Origin of the sequence: Companilactobacillus sp. HBUAS56275, assembly GCF_036913655.1 — a bacterium.
GTDB classification, from domain to species: domain Bacteria; phylum Bacillota; class Bacilli; order Lactobacillales; family Lactobacillaceae; genus Companilactobacillus; species Companilactobacillus pullicola.
Window position 1 is genome coordinate 579,566 of sequence record NZ_JAYKKK010000002.1, and the last position, 14,170, is coordinate 593,735.

Annotated in this window: 21 protein-coding genes; 20 read left to right on the plus strand and 1 reads right to left on the minus strand. The window is 36.6% G+C overall.

What is annotated here, in order from left to right; genetic code table 11:
• The first annotated feature begins 9 nt into the window (after positions 1 to 9).
• The 18 genes from U8526_RS06350 to U8526_RS06435 all read left to right on the plus strand — a co-directional run bounded on the left by U8526_RS06350 (position 10) and on the right by U8526_RS06435 (position 11,082).
• A complete protein-coding gene (locus tag U8526_RS06350) occupies positions 10 to 663 on the plus strand; it encodes an adenylate kinase (protein ID WP_334341114.1) in 654 nt (217 codons plus the stop codon).
• Between the two features lie 93 nt (positions 664 to 756).
• Positions 757 to 975, plus strand: coding sequence for a translation initiation factor IF-1 (gene infA / locus U8526_RS06355; protein ID WP_025084427.1), 219 nt, complete (start codon positions 757 to 759; stop codon positions 973 to 975).
• Between the two features lie 32 nt (positions 976 to 1,007).
• Positions 1,008 to 1,124: a 50S ribosomal protein L36 gene (gene rpmJ / locus U8526_RS06360; RefSeq protein ID WP_010018546.1), complete on the plus strand. Its 117-nt coding sequence runs from the start codon at positions 1,008 to 1,010 to the stop codon at positions 1,122 to 1,124.
• A gap of 26 nt (positions 1,125 to 1,150) precedes the next feature.
• The gene (rpsM, locus tag U8526_RS06365; protein WP_025084428.1) at positions 1,151 to 1,516 is read left to right on the plus strand and encodes a 30S ribosomal protein S13; all 366 of its coding nucleotides are present in this window, start codon (positions 1,151 to 1,153) and stop codon (positions 1,514 to 1,516) included.
• A gap of 24 nt (positions 1,517 to 1,540) precedes the next feature.
• Positions 1,541 to 1,927 carry a 30S ribosomal protein S11 gene (gene rpsK, locus U8526_RS06370; RefSeq protein WP_025084429.1) on the plus strand — a complete coding sequence of 129 codons (387 nt, stop codon included), beginning with the start codon at positions 1,541 to 1,543 and terminating at the stop codon, positions 1,925 to 1,927.
• A gap of 63 nt (positions 1,928 to 1,990) precedes the next feature.
• Positions 1,991 to 2,929, plus strand: a complete 939-nt coding sequence (locus U8526_RS06375) for a DNA-directed RNA polymerase subunit alpha (protein WP_054642452.1) — start codon at positions 1,991 to 1,993, stop codon at positions 2,927 to 2,929.
• Positions 2,930 to 2,959: 30 nt separating this feature from the next.
• Complete coding sequence (rplQ, locus tag U8526_RS06380; protein ID WP_057738774.1) at positions 2,960 to 3,340, plus strand: 50S ribosomal protein L17; 381 nt, start codon at positions 2,960 to 2,962, stop codon at positions 3,338 to 3,340.
• Positions 3,341 to 3,546: 206 nt separating this feature from the next.
• Entirely contained in the window at positions 3,547 to 4,380 is an 834-nt protein-coding gene (locus tag U8526_RS06385) for an energy-coupling factor transporter ATPase (RefSeq protein ID WP_334341115.1), read from the plus strand.
• Positions 4,356 to 5,210, plus strand: coding sequence for an energy-coupling factor ABC transporter ATP-binding protein (locus U8526_RS06390; RefSeq protein WP_334341116.1), 855 nt, complete (start codon positions 4,356 to 4,358; stop codon positions 5,208 to 5,210). The genes U8526_RS06385 and U8526_RS06390 overlap by 25 nt, the downstream gene beginning before the upstream one ends.
• On the plus strand, positions 5,211 to 6,008 hold the full coding sequence (locus U8526_RS06395) for an energy-coupling factor transporter transmembrane component T family protein (RefSeq protein ID WP_334341117.1): 798 nt from the start codon (positions 5,211 to 5,213) through the stop codon (positions 6,006 to 6,008).
• Between the two features lie 3 nt (positions 6,009 to 6,011).
• A complete protein-coding gene (truA, locus tag U8526_RS06400; RefSeq protein WP_334341118.1) occupies positions 6,012 to 6,758 on the plus strand; it encodes a tRNA pseudouridine(38-40) synthase TruA in 747 nt (248 codons plus the stop codon).
• A gap of 130 nt (positions 6,759 to 6,888) precedes the next feature.
• Positions 6,889 to 7,332: a 50S ribosomal protein L13 gene (gene rplM, locus U8526_RS06405; RefSeq protein ID WP_334341119.1), complete on the plus strand. Its 444-nt coding sequence runs from the start codon at positions 6,889 to 6,891 to the stop codon at positions 7,330 to 7,332.
• 13 nt (positions 7,333 to 7,345) lie between these two features.
• Positions 7,346 to 7,738, plus strand: coding sequence for a 30S ribosomal protein S9 (rpsI, locus tag U8526_RS06410; protein WP_334341120.1), 393 nt, complete (start codon positions 7,346 to 7,348; stop codon positions 7,736 to 7,738).
• Between the two features lie 179 nt (positions 7,739 to 7,917).
• Positions 7,918 to 9,351, plus strand: a complete 1,434-nt coding sequence (locus U8526_RS06415) for a 6-phospho-beta-glucosidase (RefSeq protein WP_334341121.1) — start codon at positions 7,918 to 7,920, stop codon at positions 9,349 to 9,351.
• Positions 9,352 to 9,436: 85 nt separating this feature from the next.
• Positions 9,437 to 10,165, plus strand: a complete 729-nt coding sequence (locus U8526_RS06420) for a GntR family transcriptional regulator (RefSeq protein ID WP_334341122.1) — start codon at positions 9,437 to 9,439, stop codon at positions 10,163 to 10,165.
• Positions 10,166 to 10,210: 45 nt separating this feature from the next.
• A complete protein-coding gene (locus U8526_RS06425) occupies positions 10,211 to 10,354 on the plus strand; it encodes a hypothetical protein (RefSeq protein ID WP_334341123.1) in 144 nt (47 codons plus the stop codon).
• Complete coding sequence (locus U8526_RS06430; protein ID WP_334341124.1) at positions 10,354 to 10,854, plus strand: GNAT family N-acetyltransferase; 501 nt, start codon at positions 10,354 to 10,356, stop codon at positions 10,852 to 10,854. The genes U8526_RS06425 and U8526_RS06430 overlap by 1 nt, the downstream gene beginning before the upstream one ends.
• 84 nt (positions 10,855 to 10,938) lie before the next feature.
• Positions 10,939 to 11,082, plus strand: a complete 144-nt coding sequence (locus tag U8526_RS06435) for a hypothetical protein (RefSeq protein WP_334341125.1) — start codon at positions 10,939 to 10,941, stop codon at positions 11,080 to 11,082.
• 16 nt (positions 11,083 to 11,098) lie between these two features.
• Here U8526_RS06435 and U8526_RS06440 read toward each other — a convergent pair whose 3' ends face one another.
• Complete coding sequence (locus U8526_RS06440) at positions 11,099 to 12,202, minus strand: YdcF family protein (RefSeq protein WP_334341126.1); 1,104 nt, start codon at positions 12,200 to 12,202, stop codon at positions 11,099 to 11,101.
• Between the two features lie 109 nt (positions 12,203 to 12,311).
• Between U8526_RS06440 and U8526_RS06445 the strand changes: the two genes are divergently transcribed.
• Both U8526_RS06445 and U8526_RS06450 read left to right on the plus strand, forming a co-directional pair.
• Positions 12,312 to 13,139, plus strand: a complete 828-nt coding sequence (locus tag U8526_RS06445; protein ID WP_334341127.1) for a Cof-type HAD-IIB family hydrolase — start codon at positions 12,312 to 12,314, stop codon at positions 13,137 to 13,139.
• Between the two features lie 6 nt (positions 13,140 to 13,145).
• The gene (locus U8526_RS06450; protein WP_334341128.1) at positions 13,146 to 13,649 is read left to right on the plus strand and encodes a macro domain-containing protein; all 504 of its coding nucleotides are present in this window, start codon (positions 13,146 to 13,148) and stop codon (positions 13,647 to 13,649) included.
• Positions 13,650 to 14,170: the final 521 nt, after the last annotated feature.

The following is a 14,170-nucleotide window of genomic DNA, read 5'->3' on the forward strand; positions in this document are numbered from 1 at the left end:
TTACAGACAATGAATATTGTATTGATGGGATTACCTGGTGCTGGTAAAGGTACTCAAGCTGAAAAGATTGTTGAAGATTTTAAAGTTGTTCATATTTCAACTGGTGACATGTTTAGAGCAGCCATGGCCAATAAGACAGAAATTGGTTTAAAGGCTAAAGGGTTCATCGACAAAGGTGAACTTGTTCCAGATGATGTTACCGAAGGTATCGTTCAAGAACGTTTATCTGAAGATGATGTTCAAAAAGACGGATATATGTTAGATGGATTTCCGAGAACTCTTGAACAGGCTAACGCTTTACAGACAATTGCAAAGAATGTAAACAAACCAATAGATGCTGTCATCTATATTGATGTTAAGCCTGAAACATTAGTTGATCGCTTATCCGGAAGATATATTTGTTCTAATTGTGGAGCAACTTATCATAAAATTTACAATCCTACAAAGGTTGAAGGAACATGTGACGTCTGTGGCGGACACAAGTTCTATCAACGTGAGGACGATAAACCAGAAACTGTAAAGAATAGATTAAAAGTTAATATTGAAATGAATACACCATTAATTGACTTTTATGACAAGTTGAACTTGTTACATAAGATCAATGGTGAACAAGAAATAGATGAAGTTTATAACGAAGTAAAGAAAGTTTTACAAAGTCTGTAAAACTTTTTGCTTTGATGTTTACATGTACGGAAAATTATTGTATAATTCGCCAGTATATGCATAATAATTTCATCCCGATGGAGGTTAATATCTTTGGCAAAAGAAGATGTCATTGAAGTAGAAGGTACAATTTCAGAAACATTGCCTAATGCAATGTTTAAGGTAAAGCTTGAAAACGGAGCTACAATTTTAGCTCATGTGTCAGGTAAAATCCGTATGCACTATATCAGAATTTTACCCGGTGACAAGGTTACCGTGGAATTATCCCCTTATGATTTAACCAAGGGAAGAATTACATATAGATATAGATAATAAGTTTTTTAATGGAATGGAGGTTCCACAACATGAAAGTAAGACCATCCGTTAAACCTATGTGCGAACACTGTAAAGTAATTAAGAGACGCGGTCGCGTCATGGTTATTTGCTCTGCAGATCCAAAGCACAAACAAAGACAAGGATAATATTTTAATAGGAGGTGTATTGATTAATGGCTCGTATAGCAGGTGTAGATTTACCTCGTGATAAGAGAATCGTTATCGCCCTAACATACATTTTTGGTATCGGCGAAACAACAGCTCAAAAAGTATTGAAAGATGCTGGCGTATCAGAGGATATTCGTACAAGAGACTTAACTCCTGATCAAGAAGAAAAAATTCGTGCAGAAGTTGATAAAGTTCGTGTCGAAGGTGACTTACGTCGTGAAGTAAGTATGAACATCAAGAGACTACAAGAAATTGGATCATATCGTGGCATGAGACATCGTCGTGGTTTGCCAGTTCGTGGTCAAAACACAAAGAACAATGCAAGAACTCGTAAGGGCAAGAAGACTGCCATTGCAGGTAAGAAGAAGTAATAAGATAAAGATAGGAGGTTAATCATGGCACAAACTAAAGGTCGTAAGCGCCGTACTAAGAAGCATATTGAATCTGGTGTTGCACATATCCACTCCACATTCAACAATACACTAGTTATGATCACTGATGTTAACGGTAATGCCGTTTCATGGTCATCAGCTGGTGCATTAGGATTTAAGGGTAGTCGTAAATCAACACCATTTGCTGCACAAATGGCTGGTGAGGCTGCTGCTAAGGAATCAATGGAACATGGTATGAAAACAGTTGAAGTAGCTGTTAAGGGTCCAGGCTCTGGTCGTGAAGCTGCAATCCGTTCATTACAAGCTACTGGTTTGGAAATTACTGCTATTCGTGATGTTACACCAGTTCCTCACAATGGTTCTCGTCCTCCAAAGCGTCGTCGTGTATAGAATGGTTGTATACCCATATGAACTAAGCTACACACATTTCGTTTTGAAAGGGGAACTAACCGAATGATCGAATTTGAAAAGCCAACCATTACTTCTGTTGAAGAAAGTAAAGACTATGGCAAGTATATTATCGAACCGCTTGAAAGAGGTTATGGTACAACTTTAGGTAATTCATTACGTAGAGTTCTATTAGCATCATTACCTGGTACAGCGGTATCTGATATTCAAATAGATGGTGTATTGCATGAATTTTCAGCTGTTGATGGCGTAATTGAAGACGTTACACAAATTGTGTTAAACGTTAAGAAATTAAAGCTTAAATCATATGCTGATGACAGTTTAAAGGCTGAAATCGACGTTGTTGGTCCAGCTACTGTTACAGCAAATGACATCAAGGCTGATGATGACTTGGAAATCCTCGATCCAGAACAATTTATTTGTACTGTTGCTGAGGGTGGACACTTCCACATGCAAATGACAGTTATTAATGGTCGTGGATATACTCCTGCAGAACAAAATAAGACGGACGAAACACCTATCGGTGTTCTTCCAGTTGACTCAATTTTTACACCCGTAGAAAAAGTCAATTATCAAGTTGAAAACACTCGTGTGGGTAAGAGAAACGACTTCGACAAATTAACAATCGATATCTGGACAAATGGTTCAATTGGACCACGCGAAGCTATTAGTTTGTCAGCTAAGATTCTTACAGAACATTTAACAAGTTTTGTAAATCTTACTGAAGAAGCTAAGAGCGCTGATATGATGATCGAAAAAGAGGAAACTCAAAAAGAGAAGAAACTTGAAATGACTATTGAAGAACTTGACTTGTCAGTTCGTTCATATAATTGTTTGAAGCGTGCCGGTATTAATACTGTGCAAGAGCTTACTGAAAAATCCGAAGCAGATATGATGCGTGTCCGTAATCTTGGACGTAAATCACTTGTTGAGGTTAAAGAAAAGCTTGCTGATCTTGGATTATCATTGAAGCAAGAAGACTAATCATATCAAATTCAAACAGGAGGTATAGACATGGGCTACCGTAAATTAGGACGTAACAGTTCTCAAAGAAAAGCAATGTTACGCGATTTAACTACTGATTTAATCATTAATGAACACATTGTTACAACTGAAACTCGTGCTAAAGAAATCAGTCGTACAACAGAAAAAATGATAACCTTAGGTAAACGCGGAGATTTACATGCTCGTCGTCAAGCTGCTGCTTATGTTAGAAACGAAGTTGCTAACATTTCAGAAGAAGATGATGCAGTTGTTGTTCAATCAGCTCTTCAAAAATTATTCAGTGATATTGCACCTCGTTACAAAGAACGTAATGGTGGATACACACGTATTTTGAAGACAGCTCCACGTCGTGGAGACGCAGCTCCAATGGTTATTATTGAATTAGTTTAATAATAATTGTTTATTAATCATTAAAAAATCAGTCATTCTGATAAACTAGTGAGTGTTAAGATGATGGTTTGTTTAAACCAAGTCTATCTCTGAGATCCCTTTAATCGGGGACACTAATTTATCGAATGATTTTTTTTTGTCCTTTTTTGTTTTCTTGATTATTGAAGTCCGTTATTATATATGTAATACGGTTCAAGGAGATAACTTTGGAAAAAATAATTTCAATTAAAAACTTAAATTATACTTATCCCGATTCTAAGAAACCTGCAATTAATAATTTAACTGTGGATATCTATAAAAACGAGTGGTTATCAATCGTCGGTAAGAATGGTAGTGGTAAATCAACTTTGACTAAACTAATTGATGGCTTAATTGATGCTGATTCCGGTACCATTGAAATCGATGGACAAGAAATAAATGAGAAAAATATCTGGGAAGTTAGAACTAAGATTGGAATTATCTTTCAAAACCCAGATCATCAATTTGTTGGTGCAACTGTGGAAGATGATGTGGCCTTTGGTTTAGAGAATCAGGGTATGCCAAGAGAACAGATGGTTAAGGAAGTAGATCATGCTTTAGATTTAGTGGGCATGCATGACTTTAAAAAACGTGATCCACAAACTCTTTCTGGTGGTCAGAAACAGCGAGTAGCAATTGCTGGAGTTTTAGCTACTAGACCACAAATCATCATCATGGATGAGTCAACTAGTATGTTGGACCCTGAAGGTCGTAAGACTGTATTAAGTTTGATACAGAGTTTACGCCAGAAACAGGATCTGACAATTATTTCAATCACGCACGATATTTCAGAGACGGAATTATCTCAGAGAATTGTCGTGTTGAATGATGGACAGATCGTACGAGATGATATACCGAAGAACATTTATAATATAGGAACTGATTTAAGCAAATTTGGCCTTGAGGAACCTTTTTCTGACGAGTTAATGTCAACACTAAGGGATTCAATAAAATTGCCTGAAGGTTATTTAAATGAAGAGGAGCTAATAAAGCAATTATGGAAATTACGTTCGAACATGTAACACATTCTTATGATGCGAATAGTCCAGTAGCAAATCTTGGTTTAGATGATGTTTCCCTGAAAATTGATGATAAGAAATTTACAGCTATTGTTGGTCAAACTGGTAGCGGTAAATCCACTTTGGTACGTCATATCAATGCCTTATTGAAGCCTACTTCAGGTAAGCTAACTGTGGGTGATCGAGTTATAACTCCAGAGACAAACAATAAGAATCTTAAACCGCTTCGTAAAAAAGTGGGTATGGTTTTCCAATTCCCAGAGAGTCAGCTATTTGAGGAGACTGTGGAAAAGGATATTATGTTTGGACCAATGAATTTTGGTTTCAGTGAAGCCCAGGCCAAGGATGCTGCTCATAAGATGATTGAGTTGGTTGGTTTGAGTAAAGATTATTTACAGAAGTCACCGTTTGATTTGTCTGGTGGACAAATGCGTCGTGTCGCTATTGCTGGTGTTTTGGCTAGTGATCCTGAAACTATTATTTTGGATGAACCCACGGCAGGTTTGGATCCGGTTGGTCGTCACGAGATCATGGATTTGTTTAAGGGATTACAAGCACAAGGCAGAACGATCATTCTGATCACGCATAATATGGATGACGTGGCTAATTATGCTGATGAAATGGCTGTTATGAGTCAAGGGAAATTAGTAGCCAGTGGTTTGCCAACAGATGTCTTTAATGATCAAAAGTTATTAACAGATGAATTATTAACGTTGCCTCAGAGTGCACAGTTTGCACAGGCACTGGCGCAAAAATATTTCCAATTTGATAAATTACCTATTACAATTGATGAATTGAGTACAGAAATAAAACAACAGGTAAATGGTGATTAAATGAATAAATTAATTATGGGACGATATTTACCCGGGGATTCGTTGATCTATCAGTTAGATCCGCGTGGTAAATTTTTATTAACATTCTATTTTGTTGGAATAGTTTTCTTAGCTAACAATGTGGCATCATACGTATTTCTCATGGCGTTTGTTTTATTTGCTGTCTATTTATCTAAAATAAGTTTTGGCTTCTTTATAAAGGGATTACAACCGATATTTTGGTTGATCCTATTTACAGTCTTGCTGCAACTATTCTTTACGCCTAGTTCACATCCAATTTGGCAGTGGGGTTTCTTGACTCTTTCCAAAGAAGGTATGGTTATTGCGAGTTACATCTTTGTTCGATTCGTATTGATTATCTTTATATCAACACTGTTAACTTTAACAACGACACCGATCGAAATTTCCGATTCAATCGAGAGCATTTTGAAACCATTAAAGAAAGTGAATTTCCCGGTTACTCAAGTAGCTTTAATGTTGTCGATTGCTTTAAGATTCGTACCGTTGTTGGTTGATGAAACGACCAAGATTATGGATGCCCAAAGAGCGCGTGGTGTTGACTTTGGTGAAGGTGGTTTGATCAAACGAATCAAATCATTCGTGCCAATTCTGATTCCACTTTTTGTCAGCAGTTTTTCGATTGCTTATGATTTGGCAATCGCTATGGAATCGCGTGGTTACAAAGATGGGGAAGGCCGTAGTAAATATCGAGTGTTGAAATGGAGTATGCGCGATAATGTTACTGTTTTGGTTATGGCAGCTGTAACCATCATATTATTATTTATTCGGAGTTATTAATTTATGACAATAAGATACAAATTAACCGTCGCTTATGATGGTGCTAAGTTTCATGGGTTTCAAAAACAAAAACATTTACGAACAGTTGAGGGCGTATTGGAAAAGGCTCTTACAAAGATTGCCAATGGCGAGGAAATCAAAGTCTTTGCTTCAGGAAGAACTGATGCTGGGGTTCACGCTTTAGCACAAGTGATTCATTTTGATTATCCAAGATTTATTCCCGCCGATAGTATGTTACGTGCTGTTAATACGTTATTGCCTTTAGATGTATTAGTTAAAGATTCTGAGATCGTGGATGAGAATTTCCATGCTCGTTTTAATGTTAAGAAAAAAACTTATATGTATCGTGTAGATTTGGGACATTACACTGATCCATTCAAAAGGTTTTACACAGGCCACTATCCGTATCCGCTGGATGTGGATAAAATAAAAATTGCAATCAAAGATTTAATTGGAGAACATGACTTTACTAGCTTCGCAGCAGCTGGTGGCGTGATCGAAAATAAAGTTAGAACTATCTATTCGGCGACAGTCGAGTATAATAAAGAGAACAATGAATTAGTTTTTGAGTTTACAGGTAATGGTTTCCTATATAATATGGTTAGAATTCTTGTGGCAACTCTGTTAGAAATCGGTAATGGTCGCAGGGATGTACATGACTTTTTACGTTTATATGAAGTAAAGGATCGCCAGCAAGCTAGAGGGACAGCGCAAGCCAGTGGTTTGTATTTGAAACAGGTTTTTTATTAAATAATCTGTGGATAAATATTGACTTAACGTAAGAATCAAAGTATTATTGTAACTGGTATTGTTTGCCCCACGATAAGCCCCGGAAACTTATTGAGTTGTCAAACAGACGTAGAAACTGGAGGAAATTAAAGTGCGTACAACACCATTAGCAAAAGCAAGTGAAGTTGAACGTAAATGGTATGTAATTGACGGTGAAGATGTTGTCTTAGGTAGACTATCATCTGTTGTTGCTTCTATTCTTAGAGGTAAGAACAAACCTACTTACACACCTAACGTTGATACAGGTGATAATGTTATTGTCATCAATGCAGATAAAGTTAGATTAACAGGTAGAAAAGCTAAGAATAAGATTTATTATTCTCATTCAGATCACCCAGGTGGGTTGAAGAGCATTAGTGCCGGTCAAAAACAAGCTGAAAAGCCTGACAGATTCATTGAAGATTCTGTTCGCGGTATGCTACCTAAGAACACTCTTGGTCGTCAAGAAATCAAGAAGTTGCATGTTTATGCAGGTTCAGAACACAACCACCAAGCACAAAATCCAGAAAAGTTGGATATCAACAAACTAATTTAAGGAGGAAAAGAATTTGGCACAAGTATCATACGCCGGAACAGGTCGTCGCAAGGATTCAGTTGCTCGTGTACGCTTAGTTCCTGGAAACGGAAAGATTACTATCAACAAACGTGATGTCAAAGATTACATTCCTTTTGACAATTTGATTGCTGATATGAAACAACCTCTAGATGTTACTGAAACAGGAGACAGCTATGACGTTATTGCTAACGTTAATGGCGGTGGCTTCTCAGGACAAGCTGGAGCAATTAGACATGGTATCGCTAGAGCCCTACTTGATGTAGACCCTGATTTCAGACCTACACTTAAGTCAGCCGGCTTCTTAACACGTGACCCTCGTATGAAGGAACGTAAGAAACCAGGTCTTAAGAAAGCCCGTAAGGCTTCACAATTCTCAAAACGTTAATATTTATATTTTCAGTTTTGGATCAAAAAACATCTCTCATTACGAGGGATGTTTTTTTGTTGTGGAAAAAAGTATTATTTACGGTAAATATTCGAAAACGTTTACAAATTCTTGCTTCTTTGATATTATTAACTCATTCGAATGAGTGGAAAACTTAAAAACGTAGGAGGATACGATTTATGACTGGATTTCCAAAAGGATTTTTATGGGGTGGTGCGGTAGCTGCTCATCAATTAGAAGGTGGCTGGGATGCTGGCAATAAAGGTGTCAGTATTGCTGATGTGATGACAGCGGGTGATAACGATACGGCCCGTGAAATTACTGATGGAATTATCCCAGGTAAAAACTATCCTAATCATGAAGCAATTGATTTTTATGTTCATTACAAAGAGGATGTTAAATTATTCTCTGAATTAGGTTTGAAGTGCTTTAGAACAAGCATTGCCTGGACAAGGATTTTTCCCAATGGCGATGAAGATGAACCTAATGAAGCGGGATTAAAGTTTTACGATGATCTGTTTGATGAATTGCTTAAATACAATATTGAACCAGTAATCACGTTATCTCACTTTGAAATGCCATATCATTTGGTAAAAGAATACGGTGGTTGGCGTAATCGTAAGTTGATCGACTTCTTTGTGAAGTTTGCTGAAGTTGTCTTCAAGCGTTACAAGGATAAAGTTAAGTACTGGATGACTTTCAATGAGATTAACAACCAGACGGGATTGAATGAATGGGGACTATTTACTAATTCGGGTATCCTGGTTAAACCTGGTGAGAACGCTGAAAAGGTTATGTATCAAGCTGGACACTATGAGTCAGTTGCTAGCGCCATGGCTGTACAAATTGGTCATGAAATCAATCCTAAGTTTGAAATTGGCTGTATGTTAGCTATGGGTCCAACTTATCCTGCTTCACCGGATCCTAAGGATGTTTTGAAAGCTCAACGTGCTATGGAAGCTAACTATTGGTTTGCTGATGTTCAATGCAAGGGTAAGTATCCAAATTGGTTAAAACGTTACTTTGAACGTAAGGACTTTAATCTAGATATCACATTGGCTGATTTGGACGTTATTAAGGCCGGTGTAGTCGATTATATTGGTTTTTCATATTATGCTTCACATGTCATTAAAGCTGATGAAAATGAACCTGACGACTATATGACACCAACTAAGAATCATGAAGTTAAAAACCCAGCACTAGTTCGTTCCGATTGGGGTTGGGAAATTGACCCAATTGGTTTGAGATATGCGTTAAATTGGTTCAGCGACCGCTATGATTTACCACTATTCATTGTGGAAAACGGACTTGGTGCTTTTGATAAAGTTACTTCAGATGGTAAGATTCACGATGATTATCGAATCGACTACTTGAGAAAGCATATTGAACAGATGCGTTTGGCTGTTGATGTCGACGGAGTTGATTTGATGGGATACACTCCATGGGGCTTCATTGATTTAGTTTCTGCCGGAACTGGCCAGATGGATAAACGTTACGGTATGATTTATGTGGATAAGAATGATGCTGGAGAAGGTACTTTAGATCGTTCAAAGAAGGATTCTTTTGATTGGTTCCATAAAGTAATCGAAACAAATGGTACGGACCTTTCATAAGAGGTATTATAACAGATGGTTAGAAAACGTATTCCTAACGCTTAATAATGGGATGCGTTTTTGTTTTGGGGGGAAACTTAGAAAAATGCCAAAAAAAATGGACACGAATGTTTTAGTAAAGAAAATCATTACTGAAATTCAATCAGGTGAATTAGTAGATAAAGATATGAAACTGCCAGCAGAACCTAATATGATGTCACGCTATGAAGTAACTCGCTATACTTTACGTCAGGCTTTAAAGCAGTTGAGTGTAATGGGATATATTTACCAAGTACATGGTGTAGGGACTTTTGTCCGTCATCAACAAGCTGTAGACTCAGTTGCTTTGGAACATGAAGGCGGTTTGTCAGAAGAAATGGCACGCATAGGTCGGAAGTTAACGACACAAACAGCCAGTGAAAAAATTATTCCGGCGTCAGAAGCCCTATTTTTACCAAGGACACATCATTTTGAAGATGATGATAAATTGATTGAGGTTCGTCGTTTTCGACTATTAGATGATCAACCATACCTGATGGAGAGATCATACTATCTGCAGTCAGTGATTGAAAATATTCCAGAAGAAGCTCTGTATGGATCGTTATTCAAGTATTTTGAACGGAGTCGCAAAACTCAAATCGGCTTTCTTGATCAAACTATTACGAGTGAACCTTTACCAGAAGAAGCCAGTGAATTCATGCAGATGCCAGCCGGTTCACCGAGCCTGTTGATGCAAGATGAATCATATTTAGTTAATGGTGAATTATTGGCTTTTTCAAAGCAATATTACAATTATAAGAAGACTAAGTTATTCATGATCAAGAAAGTTCATTAGTGAGGCTAGTTAATTCAAGATATCAAAAGGGTTTCTCAAATAGACATGATTGATATAATAGAGAAGTTGGACAAAAAAGTTATGTTGCCAATTTGGCAAAAGAGGGATGTTTTGGATTACATAATTGTTAATGGCCATAATCAAGAATTACAAGACTATCTTTCTAAAAAATGTAATGGAGGTCAATAATGGAAGTTTCAGATTTTTCTGATAAATATAAGGTTAGACGCTTAGTAACAAGTGATACCGAAGAGATTCTCAAGTTAAGTTTGAGCAATCCGACGTTTTATAAATATTGTCCACCTGAAATTACGCGCCCGGTAATACGTCACGATATGACAGTTGTACCGCCGCATAAAACTAAAGATGATAAGTATTACATTGGATTCTTTGATGGTGATAAGTTAGTTGCCATGTTGGATTTGATCACAAAATATCCAGATGAAATAACAGCTTGGGTCGGTTTATTTATGGTTGATAGTCAATATCAGGGCAAAGGCATTGGTACAGCTATCTTTAAAGAAATAATGTCGGCTCTAAAGAAAGATGGTTTGAAGCAAGTTGAATTAGCTTATGCTAAAGGAAATCAACAAAGTGAGCATTTCTGGTTGAAGAATGGTTTTTTCAAGACTGGAAATGAAGCTGAAGAACCAGGATATACAGCCATTATTATGGGACGTTTGCTATAATATACGTTGTGTATTGCATATAGGATTAATTTTTCTTTTAAAAATATGTTTGTTAAAATAAAAAACAAAAAGCGAGAATTTATTATGACACAGAGTGACACGGAAGAGGCCACTAAAAAAACAATTTTAGAAATCGTGGCTGAAAGAGAACAGAAACGTCGCGATTGGATCGAAAATTATCTTGATCGGAATTTAAATAGTTATACGAAAAAAACAACCAATAGTTAAACTACTGGTTGTTTTTTTATCTGGTTTTGAAATCAACATAGAGTGTTAATAGGACTGACAGTAAGACAAAGAATCCAATGATAGAAATCATAATGATATGTCGTTTCTTATTCATAATTAAAACGGCGACAAATTCTCGGATCAAGGCATTGGGTAGAAAGTAGAATCTTGTTGGAGCACCAACACCATTAGCTGCTAAGCCAGCCATTCTTGCATAGAGACCGGCTCTGAAAATGTGGTAATTATTGCTGAAAAATTTGATATAAGCGGCGCTATTTCCATAATCATCTTGAATAATTCTCTTAGAAAATTGCATGTTTTGCAAAGTATTCTTGGATTTGTCTTCCAAAATGATTAAATCCTTATCCCAACCATGATCGACAGCATAATTAGCCATTGCTTGGGCTTCGGATAATTTCTCGTCTGCACCTTGACCTCCGGAAAAGACAATTTTGGGAGCTGGCCGACCTTTCTTGATCTGCTTATTAGCAAATTTAATGGCAGCATCGATTCTGTTACCAAGTAGACGGGAAACTGTATCTCCATTGATAAGTCCGGCTCCCAAAACAATCAGATAATTAGCTTTATATCTCTTGGGAAAGAATTGGTAGAGTAAAACATTAACCAAGAAGTTATACGAGCACAAAATTAGATATGCACCGATAACTGGTAATCCGGAAATTAGAATATTTAACCAGTCAGGTAAGAATTTACTATGTGCCGATAAGAAAATATTTGCGAACCAGAGTACAATTAGAAAAATTCCTAATAGTAAAGTTAGCATATTTGATAACGTATGACTTTCCCGCTTCCACACGATGAATGCGTTCCATAGTAATAGGATCCACATAGAAATCATAACTAAAAAGATTACACCAACGATAAGCAAGAAGAGCGTTCCCATAACAACAACGAACGGCAAATTGCCAGTACTGAATATTAGAACTGCTAGTTCGGCTAGAAAACTAAAAAAGAAGATAGAAAATGTAATTCCATTGATCAAACGGCGCGGTTCGCGTAACCAAAGGAATAAAAATATCCCTAACATAACTAAAGTAACTAGTCCCCAGTAAGCAGAAATCCTCTGCAAGTCATTGACGTATGGTTCTAAGCTATTCATAAAATCACCTCTCTTAGACTTCATACAATCAAATTAATTCTATCATAATGGGATATTTGTTTAGTGGATAAAGATTAGAAAGATGTTATTCTGAAATTAGAGGTGGAAAATGACTGAAGTGAAATTAATTTTGAGTGATATTGATGGAACTATTTTAAATGATAAGAACATTGTCGATAGTGATTTAAGGAGGAATATAGCCGAACTGCGTCATCAAAAAATCCATTTTGTTTTAGCTTCAGCACGTTCTCCAAAAGGGATGGTGGCGTTGGCTCAAGAATTGGATATTTTAGATAATCCAATCGTCTGTTATAACGGTGCTTTAGTTGTGAAAGATTTACAAAAAGATAATTATCAAACAATTTTGAGTCATTCGATGAATATATTGGAAATAAAAGAAATATTTCAAATTCTACATGAGAAGTTTCCTAGAATTTCAATCAATCTATATTCAGGATCTAATTGGTACGTGGAAAATTTCGATAAATGGGTTAAAATTGAGGCAGATATTACTAATATGACGCCAATTGAAATAAATTTGAATCAATTGGTGGCTGAACAGAGAGTTCCAGTTCATAAATTATTATTGATTAGCGATACATCAGAAATAAAGCAGGCAAGACAATATTTACAGGACAATAATTTTGCCAATAGTTCCTTTTACTTATCAAAAGATAATTACTTGGAAATAACGGACAGGGATGTTTCTAAGCAAAAAGCGCTCCGGGAATTGGTTAAATATTATCAGATTAATTTAAATAACACGATGACCCTAGGCGATAATTTCAATGATGTACCGATGCTTGATTTAGCCCAAATAGGGATTGCTATGGGGAATGCTCCTGATGAAGTTAAAAAGCATGCCGATGTTGTGACAAAAAGTAATAATGAGAATGGAGTCTCTGATGCAATCAAAAAATATGCATTAAAGAGGTAGTTAAGATTGTCTAAGGTAACAATTATTAAAGCGGATATCGCTAATTTACCATTTCGTGTTGATGGTATAGTCAATGCAGCCAACAGTGCCTTGATTCCTGGTGGTGGAGTAGATGGTGCTTTAAACATGAAGGCAGGATCAAATTTAAAAAAGGATATGTTGGCCTTTAAAGGCACCCCAACTGGAACAGCAGTATATACGAAAGCTTATAATTTGAATGCTGATTACGTCATTCACGCGGTAGGTCCAAGATATGTCAATGGACATTCAGGTGAAGAAGCACTATTGACGAGTGCCTATAAATCGGTAATGTTATTAGCCAAAAAGTTGCAGTTATGGACAATAGCCGTGCCATTTTTGAGTACGGGAGTTTACGGTTATCCGTTGTATGAAGCAATCTGGATTGCTATCAAGACTATTCAAGCATCAAAAGCGGACACAGAGGCCTTTTTGGTAGCCTTTGACGATCGAACTGAAAAAATAGCAAAGAGTATTCTGGAGGAGAGTTAGGATTTATACTTAAATTTCCGTCCTTCGCAACAAGCCCAATTGGTCTGGAACGCTGTGGACACTGATTTGAGCCAATTGAAGTTCATAATTGTCTCAAATACAGGTCTTTTTCTAGGTGGAAAATCCACCAAGAAAAATTTCACGGCTGAGACCAATTGGGCTTGTTACTCCGGACTAGTGTGTTGTTCTGTTTTTTGTACATTCTTAAAATATTAGATAGTAAAAACAGTATTTATTAATAGATTCAGATAAATAATTTTTATCAAAAGAAGTGTTCGCATCGATCAGATTTAGTCTGTTGATATGAACACTTCTTTTACAAATATTATCTTTACTATTTAATAGTCTCAAAACGGAAAGAACATTGTATTAAATATTTTATCTCAGATCAAACAATCAAAGCACTCTTTAGTCCGGAACAAAAATTGGGAATGCGTTCAGCTATGAAATCATTGTTACCGGCTTTGCCGGTTACAATGAGGCCGACTTCGAAGATCCATTATTTTGCACGAAGTGTAAAA